This window comes from Shimia biformata (genome assembly GCF_016888515.1).
GTDB lineage: Bacteria > Pseudomonadota > Alphaproteobacteria > Rhodobacterales > Rhodobacteraceae > Shimia_A > Shimia_A biformata.
Map to the genome: position 1 here is coordinate 1675816 of NZ_JAFEJK010000001.1, position 18716 is coordinate 1694531.

14 protein-coding genes are annotated in these 18716 nt (G+C 63.5%); 8 read left to right on the plus strand and 6 right to left on the minus strand.

Annotated features, from left to right (window positions below):
• Positions 1–3: 3 nt before the first annotated feature.
• On the minus strand, positions 4–1896 hold the full coding sequence (prpE, locus tag JQ863_RS08100; protein ID WP_204113787.1) for a propionate-CoA ligase PrpE: 1893 nt from the start codon (positions 1894–1896) through the stop codon (positions 4–6).
• A gap of 336 nt (positions 1897–2232) precedes the next feature.
• Entirely contained in the window at positions 2233–4512 is a 2280-nt protein-coding gene (locus JQ863_RS08105; protein ID WP_204113788.1) for an NADP-dependent malic enzyme, read from the minus strand.
• A gap of 157 nt (positions 4513–4669) precedes the next feature.
• Here JQ863_RS08105 and JQ863_RS08110 point away from each other — a divergent pair, with 157 nt between their 5' ends.
• The 7 genes from JQ863_RS08110 (at position 4670) to JQ863_RS08140 (ending at position 11687) form a co-directional block, all read left to right on the plus strand.
• A complete protein-coding gene (locus tag JQ863_RS08110; protein WP_204113789.1) occupies positions 4670–5761 on the plus strand; it encodes a cupin domain-containing protein in 1092 nt (363 codons plus the stop codon).
• Between the two features lie 14 nt (positions 5762–5775).
• On the plus strand, positions 5776–6162 hold the full coding sequence (locus JQ863_RS08115) for a cytidine deaminase (protein ID WP_204115098.1): 387 nt from the start codon (positions 5776–5778) through the stop codon (positions 6160–6162).
• Between the two features lies 1 nt (position 6163).
• Positions 6164–7468: a thymidine phosphorylase gene (locus tag JQ863_RS08120; RefSeq protein WP_204113790.1), complete on the plus strand. Its 1305-nt coding sequence runs from the start codon at positions 6164–6166 to the stop codon at positions 7466–7468.
• Positions 7468–8679, plus strand: coding sequence for a phosphopentomutase (locus JQ863_RS08125; protein WP_204113791.1), 1212 nt, complete (start codon positions 7468–7470; stop codon positions 8677–8679). Before JQ863_RS08120 ends, JQ863_RS08125 begins: the two co-directional genes overlap by 1 nt.
• The gene (locus JQ863_RS08130) at positions 8676–9674 is read left to right on the plus strand and encodes an adenosine deaminase (RefSeq protein ID WP_204113792.1); all 999 of its coding nucleotides are present in this window, start codon (positions 8676–8678) and stop codon (positions 9672–9674) included. Before JQ863_RS08125 ends, JQ863_RS08130 begins: the two co-directional genes overlap by 4 nt.
• The gene (upp, locus tag JQ863_RS08135; protein ID WP_204113793.1) at positions 9659–10291 is read left to right on the plus strand and encodes a uracil phosphoribosyltransferase; all 633 of its coding nucleotides are present in this window, start codon (positions 9659–9661) and stop codon (positions 10289–10291) included. The genes JQ863_RS08130 and upp overlap by 16 nt, the downstream gene beginning before the upstream one ends.
• Before the next feature lie 268 nt (positions 10292–10559).
• A complete protein-coding gene (locus tag JQ863_RS08140) occupies positions 10560–11687 on the plus strand; it encodes an SPOR domain-containing protein (protein WP_204113794.1) in 1128 nt (375 codons plus the stop codon).
• A 24-nt stretch (positions 11688–11711) separates the two neighbouring features.
• Here JQ863_RS08140 and JQ863_RS08145 read toward each other — a convergent pair whose 3' ends face one another.
• Positions 11712–12722, minus strand: a complete 1011-nt coding sequence (locus tag JQ863_RS08145; RefSeq protein ID WP_204113795.1) for a hypothetical protein — start codon at positions 12720–12722, stop codon at positions 11712–11714.
• A gap of 72 nt (positions 12723–12794) precedes the next feature.
• Entirely contained in the window at positions 12795–14420 is a 1626-nt protein-coding gene (locus tag JQ863_RS08150; RefSeq protein WP_204113796.1) for an AMP-binding protein, read from the minus strand.
• A gap of 562 nt (positions 14421–14982) precedes the next feature.
• On the opposite strand from JQ863_RS08150, the gene JQ863_RS08155 reads away from it, so the two are divergent.
• The gene (locus JQ863_RS08155; protein ID WP_204113797.1) at positions 14983–15573 is read left to right on the plus strand and encodes a Hint domain-containing protein; all 591 of its coding nucleotides are present in this window, start codon (positions 14983–14985) and stop codon (positions 15571–15573) included.
• Positions 15574–15673: 100 nt separating this feature from the next.
• Here the strand turns inward: JQ863_RS08155 and JQ863_RS08160 are convergent, their stop codons facing one another.
• Both JQ863_RS08160 and JQ863_RS08165 read right to left on the minus strand, forming a co-directional pair.
• Positions 15674–16351: a glutathione S-transferase family protein gene (locus JQ863_RS08160; RefSeq protein ID WP_204113798.1), complete on the minus strand. Its 678-nt coding sequence runs from the start codon at positions 16349–16351 to the stop codon at positions 15674–15676.
• A 166-nt stretch (positions 16352–16517) separates the two neighbouring features.
• Positions 16518–18716, minus strand: coding sequence for a 3-hydroxyacyl-CoA dehydrogenase NAD-binding domain-containing protein (locus JQ863_RS08165; protein ID WP_204113799.1), 2199 nt, complete (start codon positions 18714–18716; stop codon positions 16518–16520).

An 18716-nucleotide genomic window follows, 5' to 3' on the forward strand; every position in this document is an offset into this window, starting at 1 on the left:
GTATCAGGCTTTTGCATAGCCAATGGTTTGCAGCGCTTCCTTGATCTCGTCAAGGATTGCCGGGTCGTCGATCGTTGCCGGCATCTTGTAGGGCGTGCCATCGGCGATGTTGACCATGGTGCCGCGCAGGATCTTGCCCGAACGGGTCTTGGGCAACCGGTCCACCACCACGGCCAGCTTGAAGGCGGCGACGGGGCCGATCTTTTCGCGCACCAGTTTCACCACTTCCTTGACCACATCGTCATGCGCCTTGTCCGCCCCGGCATTGAGGCACAGGAAGCCAACCGGCATCTGGCCTTTCAGCTGGTCGGTCACGCCGATCACGGCGCATTCGGCAACATCGGGATGACCGGCCAGCACCTCTTCCATCGCGCCCGTGGACAGGCGGTGGCCCGCGACGTTGATGACGTCATCGGTGCGCGCCATGATGTAGACATAGCCGTCCTCGTCCATCATGCCCGCGTCGCCGGTTTCGTAATATCCGGGGAAGGTGGTCAGGTAGGATTTCTTGAACCGGTCCTCGGCGTTCCACAGGGTCGGCAGGGTGCCCGGCGGCAGGGGCAGCTTGATCGCAATCGCGCCCAGCGTGCCGGGTTCGACCGGGTGGCCTGCATCATCCAGAATGGTCACGTCATAGCCCGGCATCGGCACGGTGGGCGAACCCAGCTTGGTTGGCAGTTCCTCGATGCCCAGGGGGTTGGCGGCAATGGCCCAGCCGGTCTCGGTCTGCCACCAGTGATCGACCACCGGAACACCCAGCTGGTCCTGCGCCCAGACGATGGTGTCGGGATCGGCGCGTTCACCGGCCAGATAGACTTGCTTCAGGCAGGACAGGTCGTATTTCCTGACGAACTCGCCCTTGGGGTCTTCGCGTTTCACTGCACGGAAAGCGGTGGGGGCGGTGAAGAACGACTTCACTTTATGTTCCGAAATCACCCGCCAGAAAGTGCCCGCATCCGGCGTGCCGACGGGTTTGCCCTCGAAGACGATGGTGGTGTTGCCGTGAATGAGCGGCCCGTAGCAGATGTAGGAATGACCAACGACCCAGCCCACGTCCGACGCGGCCCAGAACACGTCGCCCGGTTCGACGTTATAGAGGTTCTTCATCGTCCAGTTCAGTGCCACCAACTGCCCGGCGGTGTGACGGATCACGCCCTTGGGCTGGCCCGTGGTGCCCGAGGTGTAGAGGATATAGGCCGGGTGGTTGCCCTCGACAGGCACACATTCGGCGGGTTCGACCCCGTATTGGAACCCGTGCCAGTTCACGTCACGACCGGGCACCAGTTCGGCCACCTCCTGTTCGCGCTGGAAGATCACGCAGAAATCGGGCTTGTGGGTGGCAAGGTCGATGGCCCCGTCCAGAAGCGGCTTGTAATGGACCACGCGACCGGGCTCCAACCCGCAGGAGGCCGCAATGATCGCCTTGGGCTTGGCGTCGTCGATCCGCACCGCCAGTTCGTTGGCGGCAAACCCGCCAAACACCACCGAATGCACCGCACCCAGACGGGCGCAGGCCAGCATCGCCTCAAGCGCCTCGGGGATCATCGGCATGTAGATGATGACCCGGTCGCCCTTTTCCACGCCTTTGGCCCGCAGCGCCCCGGCCAGCGTCGCGACGCGGTTGCGCAGCTCGACAAAAGAGATTTCGCGCTTGGTGTGGGTGATGGGAGAGTCATAGATGATGGCGGTCTGCTCACCACGGCCCGCTTCCACATGGCGGTCCACGGCATTCCAGCAGGTGTTGACCTTGGCATCGGCAAACCACTCGAAAAGGTTGTCGCCCTTGTCGAACAACGCTTTCGACGGGGCCTGGTCCCAGTCAATCGCCTGGGCCGCGTCCATCCAAAAGCCTTCGGGGTCTTTCTTCCAGCCTTCGTAAATGTCTTTGTAAGCCATCGTAATCTCCTCCGGGGGTATGCAAATTTGTTACGAGAGCGATGGGCCAACCGGCAAGCGTCATGGTGCCGCCTGTGGCAGAATATCGCGAAAAATTTGCAGAGGTGTGTGGTTTTGAGTTGCAAAGTTTTGCAAATCAAGTGGTCAAATATAGGTTGGCTGCGAAAATCTGATGGGTTTGCAAAGTTGCGAAGTTTTTTACTGCAAAGCGATCTGATCTGTAAAGAATCGGGACAAACGGGGGAGCTGGTTGTAAATTCACGCCTTGGCCCGGTGGCATGAAAAAGGCCGCCGAAACCATGTCCGGCGGCCCTTTGGCGTCTGCCATGAATTGGATCAGCCGTAGTGATCCACCGGCGTGCCGGCAATCGCGGCGACGTTCAAAAGCCCCCGCGCCGTGATCGAGGGGCTGACGATATGGGCCTTGTTGCCCATCCCCATCAGGATCGGTCCCACTTCCAGCCCGCCCGAGCGCATCTTCAGGATGTTGCGCACCCCGGATGCCGCGTCCGCATGGGCAAAGATCAGGCAGTTGGCTTCCCCTTTCAGGCGCGAATTGGGGAAGATGCGGGCGCAGAGATCGGCATCCAGCGCTGTATCGACGTTCATCTCGCCCTCATAGGTAAAGTCACAGCCCTTCCGGTCCAGAAGCGCGATCGCCTCGCGCAGTCGTTTGCCGGACCCTTCGCGGTGGTTGCCGAATTGCGACTGCGAACACAGCGCGATTTTCGGCTCAAGACCAAAGCGCCGGATATGCCGCGCCGCGCCTATCGTGATGCGGGCGATGTCTTCGGGGTTGGGCAGTTCCAGAACCTGCGTATCGGCAATGAACAGCGGTCCGTCCTCAAGGATCATGAGGGACAGCGCACCATGCGGCGACAGCCCGTCCCGGCCCAGAACCTGCGTGACATAGTTCAGATGCCAGCGGTATTCGCCAAACGTGCCGCAGATCATCGAATCCGCGTCGCCGCGCTGAACCGCCACCGCGCCGATGGCGGTGGTGTTGGTGCGCATCACCGCGCGGGCGATGTCGGGGGTGACGCCGTCACGCTCCATCAACTCGTGATACGAGGTCCAGTAATCGCGATAGCGCGAGTCGTTTTCGGGGTTCACGATCTCGAAGTCCCGGCCCGGGCGCACCGACAACCCGTGACGTTCGCAACGTGCCTCGATCACCTCGGGGCGGCCGATCAGGATCGGGGTTTCGGTGGTTTCCTCAAGCACCGCCTGCGCCGCACGCAGGACGCGTTCGTCCTCGCCTTCGGCAAAGACGATCCGCCGCGCGGATTTGCGCGCCGCTTCGAAAAGGGGGCGCATCAGCAGCGCGGATTTGAACACCGACTGGTTCAGCTTCTGCTTATAGGCGGTCAGGTCGTCGATGGGCCGCGTGGCGACGCCGCTCTCCATCGCCGCCCTTGCCACAGATGCCGACACCACCCCGACAAGGCGCGGGTCAAAGGGTTTCGGAATCAGGTAATCGCGCCCGAAGGTCAGTTGTTCGCCCTTGTAGGCGGCAGCGGCCTCGGCCGAGGTGGTGGCGCGGGCCAGTTCCGCGATCCCGGCGACGCAGGCGATGGCCATGTCGTCATTGATCTCGGTCGCGCCCACGTCCAGTGCGCCGCGGAAGATGAAGGGGAAGCACAGGACGTTGTTCACCTGGTTCGGAAAATCGCTGCGACCCGTGGCGATGATCGCGTCCGGCTTCACCGCGCGCACCTCGTCGGGCATGATTTCAGGCGTCGGGTTGGCCAGCGCAAAGACAATCGGTTTGTCGGTCATCTTGGCGGCCATCTCGGGTTTCAGCACACCGGGCCCGGACAGGCCAAGGAACATGTCCGCCCCGTCGATGACCTGATCCAGCGTGCGCAGGTCCGAGTCTTGCGCATATTCGGCCTTTTGCGGGTTCATGTCCTCGGTCCGGCCCTTGTAAACCAGCCCGTGAATGTCGCACAGCCAGACGTTTTCGCGTTTCACGCCCAGTTTCAGCAGCATGTTCAGGCAGGCAATCCCCGCCGCGCCGCCCCCGGTCGAGACGATCTTGATGTCCTCGAATTTCTTGCCCGCGACGTTCAGCGCATTGGTTGCCGCCGCCCCGACGACAATCGCCGTGCCGTGCTGGTCGTCGTGGAAGACGGGGATGTTCATGCGTTCGCGGCACAGTTTTTCGACAATGAAACAATCGGGTGCCTTGATGTCTTCCAGGTTGATCGCGCCGAAAGTGGGGCCAAGGGCGCAGACGATATCGGCCAGTTTCTCGGGGTCTTTTTCATCCACCTCGATATCGAAACAGTCGATATTGGCGAATTTCTTGAACAGGACCGCCTTGCCTTCCATGACCGGTTTCGACGCCAGCGCACCGATATTGCCAAGTCCCAGCACCGCGGTGCCATTCGAGACAACCGCCACAAGGTTGCCCCGCGCGGTATAGCGGGCGGCGTTGGCGGGGTCGTCCTTGATCTCAAGGCAGGCCTCGGCCACGCCGGGCGAATAGGCGCGGGACAGGTCGCGGCCATTGGCAAGGGGCTTGGTTGCGCGGATCTCAAGCTTACCGGGCTTGGGATGTTCGTGATAGAACAGCGCCGCCTGGCGCAGGGTTTCATTGCTGTTATCGGACATGTGCGGCCTCGGGTTTCAGATTTAGTTTAGCCTTAAACTATCAGGTGACGCAGGGAAAGGCGCGAGTTTGACGCGCCCTGAAAGCGGCGGCGAACCCCACTTGCAAAAACAAATTCATGGTCGCAGTCTTGTCCTTCTGGACAAGGGAGTAAAGCGGATGGAGACCCGGGCCGAAATTCGGTTGCCGACGCAGGAGCTGCGCGACGATATTCCGTTTTTTACCAATCGGTTGAAAATGCGGATGGACATGATCTATCCCGCCGATGATCCCACGGTGGCGGTGTTTTCCGGCCACGGGCTGCGAATCCGTATCGAGAAGGGCGCCCCCGAAACGCCGGGGACAATCCGCATTCTGACTGAAGATCCTGATGGTTTTGCCGAAGGCGCGCGTAAACTGGTCGCGCCCAACGGCACTAGGGTCGAGATTGACGAGGTCAACCCGCCCCTGGTCCTGCCACCAACCCAGCATTCCTTCGTGGTGCGGCGACTGGCGGATCAGGCGCCCTGGGTCATTGGCCGGGCCGGGATGCACTATCGCGACCTCGTGCCGGACCGGTTGGGCGGGGCGATGATCGCCAGCCATATCCGCATCCCCGACGGCGGCCCGGTGCCGGACATGGTGCATTACCACAAGGTCGGCTTCCAGCTGATCTTCTGCGTGCATGGCTGGGTCGATGTGCTTTACGAGGATCAGGGCGGGATGCGGCGGCTGAATGCCGGGGATTGCTTCATCCAGCCGCCCGAAATCCGCCACCGCGTCTGCGAGGCGTCGGACGATTTGCAAGTGATCGAGATCGGCGTCCCGGCCGACCACGTGACCGAGATCGACCACGACATGACCCTGCCAACCCCGCACAACCGCCCCGACCGGGAATGGGGCGGGCAGCGGTTTGTGCACAATCTGGCCGATGGCGCGGCGTGGTCGGACCATGCCCTTGCCGGGTTCATTGCCCGCGACACCACCATTGCGGCCAACACGAAGGATGTGGCCGGGGTGAAGGTGCTGAAACGCGGGGCAGGGGACACGGGCTGGGCGTGGCATGACGCCGACATCCATTTCACCTTCGTCATGTCCGGCACGATGACGTTGCACGGCGATGGCCGCGACCCGTTCCCGCTTGAACCGGGCGACGCCTTTGTCATCCCGCCGGGCATGAAAACCCGCTACGCTGATCCCAGCGATGATATCGAACTTCTGGAAGTGACCCTGCCGGGCCGCTTCACCACCCATCAAGGAGACGCCCCGTGACATCTGAGAGAACCATGGAAAAAACCGCCCGCGACGTGCGCGACATGGCCTATGCGCCTTATTCCAACTTCAAGGTAGGTGCGGCGATCCGGGGTGAAAGCGGCACGATCTATGGCGGTTGCAACGTTGAAAACATCGCCTATCCCGAGGGCACCTGCGCCGAGGCCGGGGCCATCGCCGCCATGGTCGCGGCAGGGGAAACCCGGCTGACCGAGGTCTATGTCGTCGCCGACAGCCCCGTGCCCGTCACCCCCTGCGGCGGCTGCCGTCAGAAACTGTCCGAGTTCGGCACCGGCGACGTCATGGTGACACTCGCCAATCTCGACGGGGCGGTGGAAAAGATGACGCTGGCCCAGCTTCTGCCCGGCGCCTTTGGCGATCACCACATGGAGAAAACCTGACATGGATGCCCGCGCCATCATCGCCAAGCTGCGCCTTGGGGACGTGCCAACGCAGGACGAATTACGCTGGTTCGCCGCCGGGCTTGCCGACCGCTCGGTCAGTGACGCGCAGGCCGGGGCGTTCGCGATGGGCGTCTGTCTGCGCGGCCTTGGCGAAGAGGGACGGGTCGCGCTGACGCTGGCGATGCGGGATTCCGGCGATCGGCTGTCGTGGGACCTGCCCGGCCCGGCGCTGGACAAGCATTCGACCGGCGGTATCGGCGATTGTGTCAGCCTGATCCTTGCCCCGATCCTTGCCGCGTGTGGGGCCTATGTGCCGATGATCTCTGGCCGGGGGCTGGGACATACCGGGGGGACGCTTGACAAGATGGAAGCGATCCCCGGCCTGCACACCGATGTGACCGAGGATCAGTTCCGCGCCGTGGTGCGGGACGCGGGGGCGGCGATTGTCTCGGCCAGCGCGGAAATCGCGCCCGCGGACAAGCGGCTTTACGCGATCCGCGACGTGACCGGGACGGTGGAAAGCCTTGATCTGATCACCGCCTCGATCCTGTCGAAAAAGCTGGCGGCGGGGCTGGATGGGCTGGTTCTGGATGTCAAATGCGGGTCGGGCGCGTTCATGAAATCCGCCGATGACGCGCGGCAACTGGCAGGTGCGCTGGTGTCGACCGCGAACATGGCGGGCTGCCCGACCAGCGCGGTGATCTCGGACATGAACCAGCCGCTTGCGCCGTCGTTGGGCAATGCGCTGGAAGTGGCCGAGGTGATGCGGGTTCTCTGTGACGGAGAACGCGGGCGGCTGGCGGAATTGTCGGTGGCGCTGTCGGCGGTGCTGCTGGTCAATGCGGGGCTGGCGGATGATCTGGAGAACGCGGTCAAACGGGCGGAACAGGCGCTGGCGGATGGCGCGGCAGCCGAACGGTTTGGCCGCATGGTCGCCGCGATGGGTGGTCCGGTCGCCTTTACCGACAACTGGCGCCGCTTCCTGCCCGAAGCCCCGGTGATCCGCGAGGTGCCCGCCCCAACAAGCGGTATCGTTGCGGCCATTGATGGCGAGGCGCTGGGCCTTGCGGTGGTGGCGCTGGGCGGCGGGCGGCAGGTGGAAAGCGACGTGGTTGACCCTGCCGTCGGCTTTTCCGAAGTGGTCACCCTTGGCGCGCGGGTCAGCAAAGGCCAGCCGCTGTTGCGTATCCATGCCGCCCGCGAAGAAGCGGCCCGCGCCGCCGCGGATGCCGTCGCGCAAGCCATTGACATCGGCGGTGCCGCGCCCGATATCCCGCCGCTTATTCACGAAAGGATTGGCTGATGCCACGTGCTTTTCTGGTGGTGATGGATTCGGTGGGCTGTGGCGGCGCGCCGGACGCCGACCGCTTCTTCAACGGCGAAGTGCCCGATACCGGGGCGAACACGCTGGCCCATATCGCGCAGGCCTGTGCTGCCGGAAACGCCGAAGAGGGGCGCAGCGGCCCCCTGCGCCTGCCCAACATGGACGCGATGGGGCTGGGCGCGGCGGTGCGCGCGGCCTCTGGCGACGTAACGCCGGGGCTCGAGGCCGACCCGACCGGTTTCTGGGCCGCCGCGACCGAACATTCGATGGGCAAGGACACGCCGTCGGGCCATTGGGAACTGGCCGGGCTGCCGGTGCCGTGGGACTGGACCTATTTCCCGAAAACCACCCCGTCCTTCCCCGACGACCTGACGCGGGCGGCGGCGCAGGCTGCCGGGACCGACGGTATCCTTGGCAATTGCCATGCCAGCGGCACGCTTATTATCGAGGATCTTGGTGCAGAGCATATGAAGACGGGCAAGCCGATCTGCTACACGTCCGTCGACAGCGTCTTCCAGATTGCCGCCCACGAAGAAACTTTCGGTCTGGAGCGTCTTTACGCCATGTGCCGCGAACTGGCCCCGATGTTGCACGCGATGAAGGTGGGGCGCGTCATCGCCCGCCCCTTTGTCGGTGACGCCGAGACCGGGTTCACCCGCACCACCAACCGCAAGGATTTCGCCATCACCCCGCCGGGGCCAGTGCTGACCAACTGGGTGCAGGATGCAGGGGGAAAGGTGCATGGGATTGGCAAGATCGGCGACATCTTCTCGATGGTGGGGATCGACGATTGCGTGAAAGGCTCGGATGCCGACCTGATGGTGGCACTGGGGGATCGCATCGACACTGCCGCGGATGGCAGCCTGACCTTCGCCAATTTTGTCGAGTTCGACAGCATCTATGGCCACCGCCGTGACGTCTCGGGCTATGCAAGCGCGCTGGAATGGTTCGATGCCGAGATTGGCAAATTGCTGCCGCGCCTGCGCGACGGCGACCTGTTGCTGATCACCGCCGACCACGGCAATGACCCGACCTGGACCGGATCTGACCACACCCGCGAGCGGGTGCCGGTGATCTGCGCGGGCGTTGGCACGGGCACTGCTGGTACCATTGATTTCGTTGATGTCGCGGCCTCGGTCGCGACCCATCTGGGACTTGCCGAGACCGGCAAGGGAAGGAGTTTCCTGTGAGCGTCGCCGACCTGCCCAAGATCGAATTGCATTTGCACCACGAAGGCGCGGCCCCGCCTGCCTTCATCCGCCAGCTGGCGCATGAGAAGAAACACGACCTCAGCGGTATTTTCGACCGGGACGGGGGCTATGACTACCGCGACTTCCCGCATTTTCTGGCCACATACGAAGCCGCCTGCGAGGTGCTGACCGGGCCAGAGGAATTCCGCCGCCTGACGCTGGCCATTCTCGAAGAAAGCGCCGCCAATGGCGTGATATATGCCGAAAGCTTCCTCAGCCCGGATTTCTGCGGCGGCGGGGATGTGGCGGCGTGGAAGGACTACCTCGCCGCGATTCAGGACGGCGCGGACGAGGCCGAGAAACGCTTTGGCATCACCCTGCGCGGCATCGTGACCTGCGTGCGCCATTTCGGGCCGGACAAGGCCAAGGCCAGCGCCCGCTGCGCGGCGGAAACGGCGGGGGACTGGATCACCGGCTTCGGCATGGGCGGGAACGAGGCGCAGTATAGCCAAGGCGACTTCGCCTGGGCCTTCGACTGCGCCCGCGAAGCCGGTCTGCGCCTGACCACACATGCTGGCGAGTTTGGAGGACCGGATTCGGTCCGCGACGCCATCCGCGACCTTGGCGTCGAACGCATCGGACATGGCGTGCGCGCGATCGAGGACCGCGACCTGGTCGCGGAACTTGCCGACCGCGCGATCACGCTCGAGGTCTGCCCCGGCTCGAACGTGCGTCTGGGGCTGTTCCCGACGCTTGCCGATCACCCGATCCAGAAACTGCGCGACATGGGCGTGCGCGTCACCGTCTCGACCGACGACCCGCCGTTCTTTCACACCACGATGCGCAAGGAATACGAGGGGCTGGAACAGGCTTTCGGCTGGACCACCGAGGATTTCCGCGCCATCACTGACACCGCACTTGATGCCGCATTCTGCGACGCCGAAACCCGCGCGCGCATCGCCAAACGACTGGAGGACACATGGACAACCACCTGACAATCGTCGATCACCCGCTGGTGCAGCACAAGCTGACGCTGATGCGCGAAAAGGACACCTCGACCGCCGTCTTCCGTCAGCTTCTGCGCGAGATCAGCCAGTTTCTGGCCTATGAGGTGACGCGCGAACTGCCGATGACGAACAAGGTCATCGACACGCCGCTGATGGAAATGGATGCGCCGGTTCTGGCCGGGCGCAAGCTGGCGCTGGTGTCGATCCTGCGGGCGGGGAACGGGCTTCTGGATGGCATGCTGGAATTGATCCCCTCGGCGCGGGTCGGGTTTGTCGGGCTTTACCGGGACGAGGAAACCCTGCAGCCGGTGCAGTATTACTTCAAGGTGCCGACCGAGCTGAACAAACGGCTGGTGATCGCGGTGGACCCGATGCTGGCGACCGGAAACTCCTCGGCGGCGGCGATTGACCTGCTGAAAAAGGCCGGTGCGACCAACATCCGGTTCCTGTGCCTTCTGGCCGCGCCAGAAGGGGTCGCGCGGATGAAAGAGGCGCACCCGGATGTGCCGATCGTGACGGCGGCGCTGGACGAGCGGCTGAACGAGAAAGGATATATCGTTCCGGGGCTTGGCGATGCCGGGGATCGCATGTTCGGAACTAAATAGACGCTGGGCCTGCAATATGAGCGGTTTACTCATCTAGAGTTTTGCGCTTAGATTGCCCCCATATCTTGTGGGGGCAAGAATGAAACTGAAGAGAGCAGTTGCGATCGCCACGATCGCAGGATCCTTGGGTTTGGCCGTCGCGACGCACGCTCAGACCCTGCATACAGCGAGCGAGCCGGCGGAGTTTCCGCCGTCTTCCTATAAAGGTTTGCAATACGTAGACAGCAAGGGTTGCGTCTATGTGCGGGCAGGTGTTGACGGCAACGTCATGTGGGTGCCGCGGGTGACGCGGGACCGCAAGGTCGTGTGCGGTTTCAAACCGACATTTGCCGAAGCCCAGCCACGCGAAACCGTTGGTGAAGCGCCGAAATCGGTGATGATTACCAATGACGCGGCTCCGGCCCCCGCTGAGAAACCTTCTGCCCAGAAACCGGCCGCGAAATCCGCGCCGGCGCCGAAGACGACCACCAAGACCACCGCCGCTGCGCCAAAGCCCCAGCCACAGCCCGCGCCCAAGGCCGCTGCTGCCCCTGCCGCCGCTGCTGCTCCGGCCACCACGACCAAGACCCAGCCGCAACAGCCCGCCGCAACGCCCCCCGCAGCCCCCTCGGGTCCGTCGTCGATCTGCAAGGATGGCATGACGACCTACAAGGGCATGAAAGTGCGCTGCGGACCGCAATCCGAGCTGCCCTATTCCGAAGGCGATGCCTCGCAATACATGGACACGCCCCCGTCCGTGGTTGCCAGCGGGTCGGTTGCACCGGGAACGGTGGTGCGCCGTGGCGAGGTGGGGCCGGATGTGCGTGTCGTACCGCGACGCGCCTATGAAACCCACGCCTATGGCGAAGTGCTACCACCGGTGCCAAAAGGGTTCCGCCGGGTGTTTGACGATGGGCGTCTGAACCCCCGACGGGCCGAGATGACCATGGCCGGGATCGCTCAGACCGACCAGATCTGGGAGCGTCGCGTGCCGCGTGTCATGCGTGATCGCCGCACAGGAGAGATTGTCACCCCGACCCGCAATGAACAGATGCCCGCCACCTATGCGACCCGCGTGGTGAACGGTCCCAAGACCTATGAGACCCCGGAGATCGTATCGCGGACGACGGCGGGGGCCACCGTGATCTCGACCCGGTCGGAACCGGCTCAGAAATCCATGCGGCTGTCGGGCACGACCTATGTGCAGGTCGCCCGGATGCGTGCGCCTGACGCGGCGCAATCGGCGGCCCAGAGCGTTCGGCGGCTTGGACTGCCGGTGCGGATCGGTAAATATCAGCGGAAGGGCACCGAGGTCCGGCTGGTGCTGGCGGGTCCGTTTGCCAGCGACGCAGCCGCGCAGAAAGCCCTGTCCAGACTGCAGGCGCGGGGCTTTTCCGGGGCGATGATCCGCAAGTGATCGGTTTCAGCCGTGCGGCCCGCCTCAGCCGCCGCAAATCCCCTGAAGCGCGACCCAGTCGCCGTCTGACATGACCGGCTCAAGCTCGGTCAGAACGGCCCCAAGTTCCACAAGATCAAGCGTGGTTTCACCGGTTGGATCCAGCGCCAGCGCATAGGCGCGGGGGCTGACCTGCTGCGCTTCGAACGCGCCCAGCAGGGCATCGGTGTCCATTTGGGGCGAGGGGCGCAGCGACAGGGTTTCGGCATGTGCCCGCAGGGTTTCCTCGGGCAGGAAGCCGGTGGTCAGCAGGCGCACGCTGGCCATGACGCCGCCATCTTCCAGAAGCGTGCGCAGGGGGTCCACGGTCGCGCCGCGCAGGGCCTCGGCGATGATGAAGCCTGCTGTTGCATCGGGTTCGTCGAAATTCTCGACGACCGACCGGTTCAAGAGCATCGTTCCGCCGGGGAGCAACACCGCATCCCGGATGCCCCCCGGCACCACGACCAGCGTTTCGACTTTCAACCGCTCGGCCAGACGGCGCAACGCAGGTGCGCCAAGGACGTCGTCGCAGGGTGCCCCGGTCAGGCGAGTCATCTCGGCAATCAGACGGTCGCCGATCTCGTGGCGCTTGGCCTCGTGAACGACGCGCAGCGTGTGCGATTGCAGCGCACCGGGCAGCCAGAACACTCCCAGCGCTGCCACCGACAGGACCGAGGCCGCCAGGGTGAGGAACCGCAGGCGCCCGGGCTTGGCCCGACCCCGCGCAATCGCGTTGCGCAGGGTTTCGATGGCCTCGATCATCTCGACCTCGTCGCCGCCGATCTCAAGCGTTTCTCCGGGGTCGCCATCGGGGAAATAAACCGCGGGCACCGCGCCGGGATTGGCCCGTTCGATGGCCGGAAGCGACCAGTGCCCCAGCACCCGGTCCTGAAGGTCGGTGATCGTCAGCGACGCATCCCCGATCGACACTATCACGTCGCGCCGCTGCGCTTCGGGCGAGGCCCGCCACAGGCCGGCGGCCTCTAGACGCTGGTATTTGTGCAATGCCGTCATGGGTGCGGGCCTGCTCTGCCTCGTTTGGCGCAGGTTAGCACGTGGGCGGCGGGATCATCAACGCCGTCTGGTTCACAGATCTTTGGCGGTCTTGCGCAGCTCGAATTTCTGGATCTTGCCGGTTGAGGTCTTGGGCAATTCGCAGAACACCACCTTTTTCGGCGTCTTGAACCCGGCCAGCGTTTCGCGGGCAAAGGCGATCAGATCGGCTTCGGCGACGCTCTCACCGGGTTTCAGTTCGACAAAGGCACAGGGCACCTCGCCCCATTTCTCGTCGGGCTTGGCAACCACGGCCACAAGGTTCACGGCGGGGTGGTTCATCAACACGCCCTCGACCTCGACGGAACTGATGTTCTCGCCGCCCGAGATGATGATGTCCTTGGCGCGGTCGGCGATCTGGACATAGCCGTCGGGGTGCTGGACCGCGATATCGCCCGAGTGGAAATAGCCGCCCTTGAACGCCTCTTCCGTGGCTTCGGGGTTCTTGAAATAGCCCTTCATGACGCCGTTGCCGCGCATCACGATCTCGCCCTGTTCGCGCCCGTCCATCGGGATCTGCTGCATGTCTGCGTCGACCACGGTGATATGTTCCATGAACGGCATCGCCACCCCCTGACGCGCCTTGATCGCGGCGCGGGCCGGGCCTTCGAGGTGATCGAGATGCGGCCCCCATGTGCATTCGGTGGCGGGGCCATAGACCTCGGTCAGCCCATAGACCTGCGTGACGTTGAAGCCCATCGGCTCGATCTTGGCCAGGGTCGCGGGGGCAGGGGGCGCGCCTGCGGTGAACACTTCGACCACGTGGTCAAAGGAGCGGCGGTCGCTTTCGGGGGCATTGACCAGCATGTTCAGCACAATGGGCGCACCGCCGAAATGGGTGACGCCCTCATCGGCGATGGCATTGAAGATATTAGGTGCGGTGATGTCACGGCAACAGACGATGGTGCCGCCGACCATGGGCATCATCCAGGTGTGGCACCAGCCGTTGCAGTGAAACAGCGGCACGATGGTCAGATAGATCGGGCGCAGCGTCATGCCCCAGCTGATCACCTGACCCATCGCGTTCAGATAGGCCCCGCGATGGTGATAGACCACGCCCTTGGGCCGCCCGGTGGTGCCCGAGGTATAGTTCAGCGCGATGCTTTCCCATTCGTCCTCTGGCATGATCCAGTGAAAGTCATGGGCTGCATTGGCCAGGATCTGTTCATAGGTGGCATGCCGCCCGGTGGCCGGGAACCCGGCCTGTTCGTCGGCCACCTCGACGATCAGCGGCGCAGGGCCATCCATGGCGGCAATTGCGGCCTCGGCCTGGGGCAGGAACTCGGTATCGACCAGCACGACCTTGGCAGCACCATGGTCGAAGATATAGGCCACGGTGCCGACATCCAGCCGGGTGTTGATCGCGTTCAGAACCCCGCCGCAGGCAGGCACGCCGAAATGCGCCTCGGCATGGGCGGGGATATTGGGCAGGATTGTCGCCACAACGTCGCCGGGTTTCACCCCCATGCCTTTCAGCGCCGCCGCAAGGCGGGTGCAGCGGTCATAATAGGCGGCATAGGTCTTGCGGTGGCTGCCATAGACCACCGCCAGTTCCCCGGCAAAAACATGAGACGCGCGCTTCAACCCCGACAGGGGGGTCAACGGCACATAATTGGCCGCGCATTTGTCCAACCCGGTTTCATCCTGCATCCAGCCCATGATGTCCTCCCTCGACCGCGTCTGTGCCGCGCAACGCTACTCCATCTCCGGGGGGATTGGGGAGTCCGTAAGATCACGGGTGAGAGTCGCTGTTGCGTTGGCTGAGGGGAACGCAGCCGATGTCAAACGGGGGATCCGCCCGCGCAACATCGTGGCCAAGACAAGGCGAAACCAGCCGCATCGCCCGGTGAGTGGCGCGCTTTTCGTTCACGGGGCCGGAAGCGACTTTTGTCAGCTCGGAAAGTTGGTGGGGGTGCCGTAATCATCTGAAATAAAACGGTAAAACTGGGATGTCAAAGCCTGCCGCCCGCCTGTGTCGCACGCTGCCAAGGCACTGCATTTGCAGCTTGAACAAAACACGGGCCGTCACACACACCGTTTCCGCTCCGGCGACATTGCCGCAAAACAACCCCAATCGCGCTGCAACGAGTCCTTAAAACTTGGGTCAAATACTCGCCATGAGGGAACAACCGTTCCGTTGTGATGGATTCGCACCATGTTTGGATGGACGTCAAAAAAAGGATTTGGGGGAAAGTCGCGGCGACCGGTCGAAGCAACACCCATGGCGCGGCTTCAGGGCGCGGGATGCGGGCTTGTCGAAGGGACGCTTGTGGCCACCGATCACGGCTGGGTGCCGATTGAAACGGTTGAGGCCGGCGAACGGATCCTGACCTTCGACGGCGGCATGCAGCAATGCGTCGCCATGATCCGCGATCAGATCTGGTCGGGGCCGTCCTGCCCTGACGAGCTTTGGCCGCTGCGGGTGAAACGGGACACGATCGGAAACCGCCATGACATGCTGGTGATGCCGGCACAGGGCGTGCTGATCGAAAGCGACACAGTCACGGACGCCTTCGGCGATCCCTTCGCGGTGATCCCCGGCGCGGCGCTCGAGGTGCTTCAGGGTGTCACGCGGCAAGAGCCGCGGGCCTCGGTCGAACTGTTCATGCCGGTCTTTGGCGAGGATCAGATGGTCTTTGCCGACAATGGCGCGCTGCTGTTCTGCCAGACCCACTGGGGCCTTGCCGCCGGAATCCTGCCGCGCTACGGCGTGGCCGGGAACTACAACATGCTGCCCCTGGACCTGGCCAAACGGGTGTTGGCAAAGGGTGATTTCGGCGAAATCCTGGATTACTCGGTCGCAGTGTTCTGACAACGGGTGCCGGTGGCGGCTGCCCATCCGGTCCAACAGACCTTTGCATTGCGGTCCATAACCCGGCCCTGGAAAGAGCTTGGTCTGCGCCCCGTTTGATCTATGTCTCGAAAACCGGGGTGCCATCTGCTTCATACCCCACGACGCCCGGCTCCCACCACCAGACCGGGTTTGCGACGAAACTGGCCCGCGCGTCGAGACGGTCAAGCAAGGCCCGGATCTTCGGAACGCGGTCCAGTTCCAGCGCGATACCCAGCGGCCTTGCCTGGACGAAACGCACATGCGCGGCAAAGAAGATATCCTGCGCCGACACGGTTCCCGGCTGGAAACCGGTTTCGGCGTCGTCCAACCGGGCTTCGAGCCAGTCCAGAATATGCATCATCTTCAAGGCCGACCTTTGCAGATGGCGGTTGTCCGCGACTGTGACCCCTGTCCATGTCATCTGTGAAATGGTTGTCGCGGCGGTTCCGAGGGTCTGAATCGTGGAAAAGACCAGTTTGTCCTGCCATTCCATGCCGGGCCGGAACATGTGATCCGACAGGGGCAGGGCACTCTCCGGGCGGTGCGGATAGGTTGCCATGAGATACTCGGCAATCGTTCCGCTTTCCCAAAGCACAAGCGCGTTGTCCCGGAATGTGGGCACCTGAAGGGTGGGCGTTTCCGTCGCGCCGGGGGCGGCATTTTCTTCGCGCCGCTCATAGTCAAGTCCCAGTTCGTCAAGGACAATGCGCACGGCGCGGGCAAAAGGCGAGCCCGGTGTAAAAAGCAAGCTACGCATGATGCCTCCGCTTTTCGATGGCGCGAAACTATCATCTGGCACCGGCATTTGTCAGCCTCCGAGACGCAATGCTGCACCGAGCGGCTGGCGACGCGACAACTGCGACCACAGAACAAAAAGGCCCGCGCCAGAGCGCGGGCCTTGCTGTCAATTTCGAGGGGCCGGATCAGGCGGCTTCGGCTTCCTGACCGAAGCGGCCATAGAAGGTCTGACCCTTTTCCGCCATCTCACGCAGGAGCGGCGGGCAGGTGAAGCGGTCGCCGAATTTCTCGGTCAGCTCGTCACATTTCTCGGCTGCCCAGGCCGCGCCGACGATGTCCAGCCACGAGAACGGGCCACCCGACCAAGGCATGAAGCCCCAGCCCAGGATCGCGCCGACGTCGCCTTCGCGGATGTCTTCCAGCACACCGGCCTCAAGCGCGCGGACCGCTTCCAGAACCTGTGCAAAGATCAGGCGGTGCTGAACCTCGATCACGTCCGGTTGCTCGTCCAGCAGCGGGAACTTGTCATTGAACCCGGCCCAATAGCCCAGACGCTTGCCGTTCTCGTCATAGTCGAAGAACCCGGCCTTGGCCTTGCGCCCAAGGCGGCCCTCGTCGACCATCCAGAAGGTCACGTCATCGGCAATCGACTTCGGATAGGCATTGCCCATCGCCGCCATGGTCGCCTTGGCGATCTTGGCACCCAGATCAAGTGAGGTCTCGTCGACCAGCTGGATCGGACCAACCGGGAAGCCCAGAAGCTGGGCGGCATGGTCCAGAAGCGGACGTGCCACGCCTTCGCCCGCCATCATCACGCCCTCGTTGATGTAGGGGATGATGCAGCGGTTGGCATAGAAGAACCGCTCGTCATTGACGACGATCGGGGTCTTGCGGATCTGGCGCACGTAATCCAGCGACTTGGCCACGGCGCGGTCTCCGGTTTCCTTGCCCTTGATGATCTCGACCAGCGCCATCTTTTCGACGGGCGAGAAGAAGTGGATGCCGATGAACTGCTCGGGCCGCACGGATGCCTTGGCCAGATCGGTGATCGGCAGGGTCGAGGTGTTGGAGGCAAAGATCGCATCCTCGGGGATGATCGCTTCGACCTTCTTGGTCATCTCGGCCTTGACGGCTGGATCCTCGAACACCGCCTCGATGATCAGGTCGACGCCCTGCAGCTTGTCCAGATCCGGGGTCGCGGTGATACGGGCCAGCATCGCCTCTTTCTTCTCGGCAGTGACCTTGCCGCGCTTCATGCCCTTGTCGAGGTAGCTTTCGGTATAGGCCTTGCCACGGTCGGCGGCTTCCTGGCTCTGGTCGATCAGCACGACTTCCATGCCGGCCTGCGCCGAGACAAGCGCGATACCCGCACCCATCATGCCCGCGCCCAGAACGCCGATCTTCTTGACCGACTGGTCTTCGATCCCCTTGGGACGCACAGCACCTTTTTCCAAGGCACCCTTGTTGATGAACAGCGAGCGGATCATCGCCGAGGACGACGGGTTCATCAGCACGTTGGTGAACCAGCGCGCCTCGATCTTCAGCGCGGTGTCAAACGGCACCTGCGCACCTTCATAGACGGCCGACAACAACGCCTTGGCCGCCGGGTAGACGCCCCAGGTGTTGCCATGAACCATGGCCGATGCGCCGACGAAGTTCATGAAGCCAGCGGGGTGATAGGGGGTGCCGCCGGGCATCTTGTAGCCCTTCTGGTCCCAGGGTTTCACCAGGTCCGCATCAGTGGCGTTCAGCACCCATTCCTTGGCGGCGGCGACCGGATCATCGACAACCTCGTCAACAATCCCGGCCTTCTGCGCCTGTTGCGGGTTCGACAGCTTGCCCTGCAGCAGGAACGGTGCCGCAGCAACCGCGCCCATCTTGCGCACGAAACGGGTGGTGCCGCCCGCGCCGGGGAAGATGCCAACCATGATCTCGGGCAGGCCGATCTTGGCCTTGGGGTTGTTGGCCACAAAGATGCGGTGGCAGGCCAGCGGGATTTCCAGACCAATGCCAAGGCCGGTGCCCGGCATCGCGCACGCCACCGGCTTGCCGCCCTTGTTGGTCTTGGGGTCCATGCCCAGGCGCTCGATCTTGCGCAGGATGCGGTGGCCTTCCATGGTGAAGTTGAACAGCGCCTCGGCGGGGTTGTCGCCCGCTTCCTCGCGGATCGACGCCAGAACATTCAGGTCCATGCCTGCCGCGAAATCCGGCTTGCCCGAGGTGATCACGGCACCCTTGATGTCGTCATTGGCCAGGATCTCGTCGAGGAAACCCTCGACCGTGGCAAAGGCGTCGCGGCTCAGCACGTTCATGCTTTTGCCGGGCACGTCCCAGGTGATGATGGCGACGCCGTCGGCGTCCACGTTCATGGTGAAGTCAGTCAT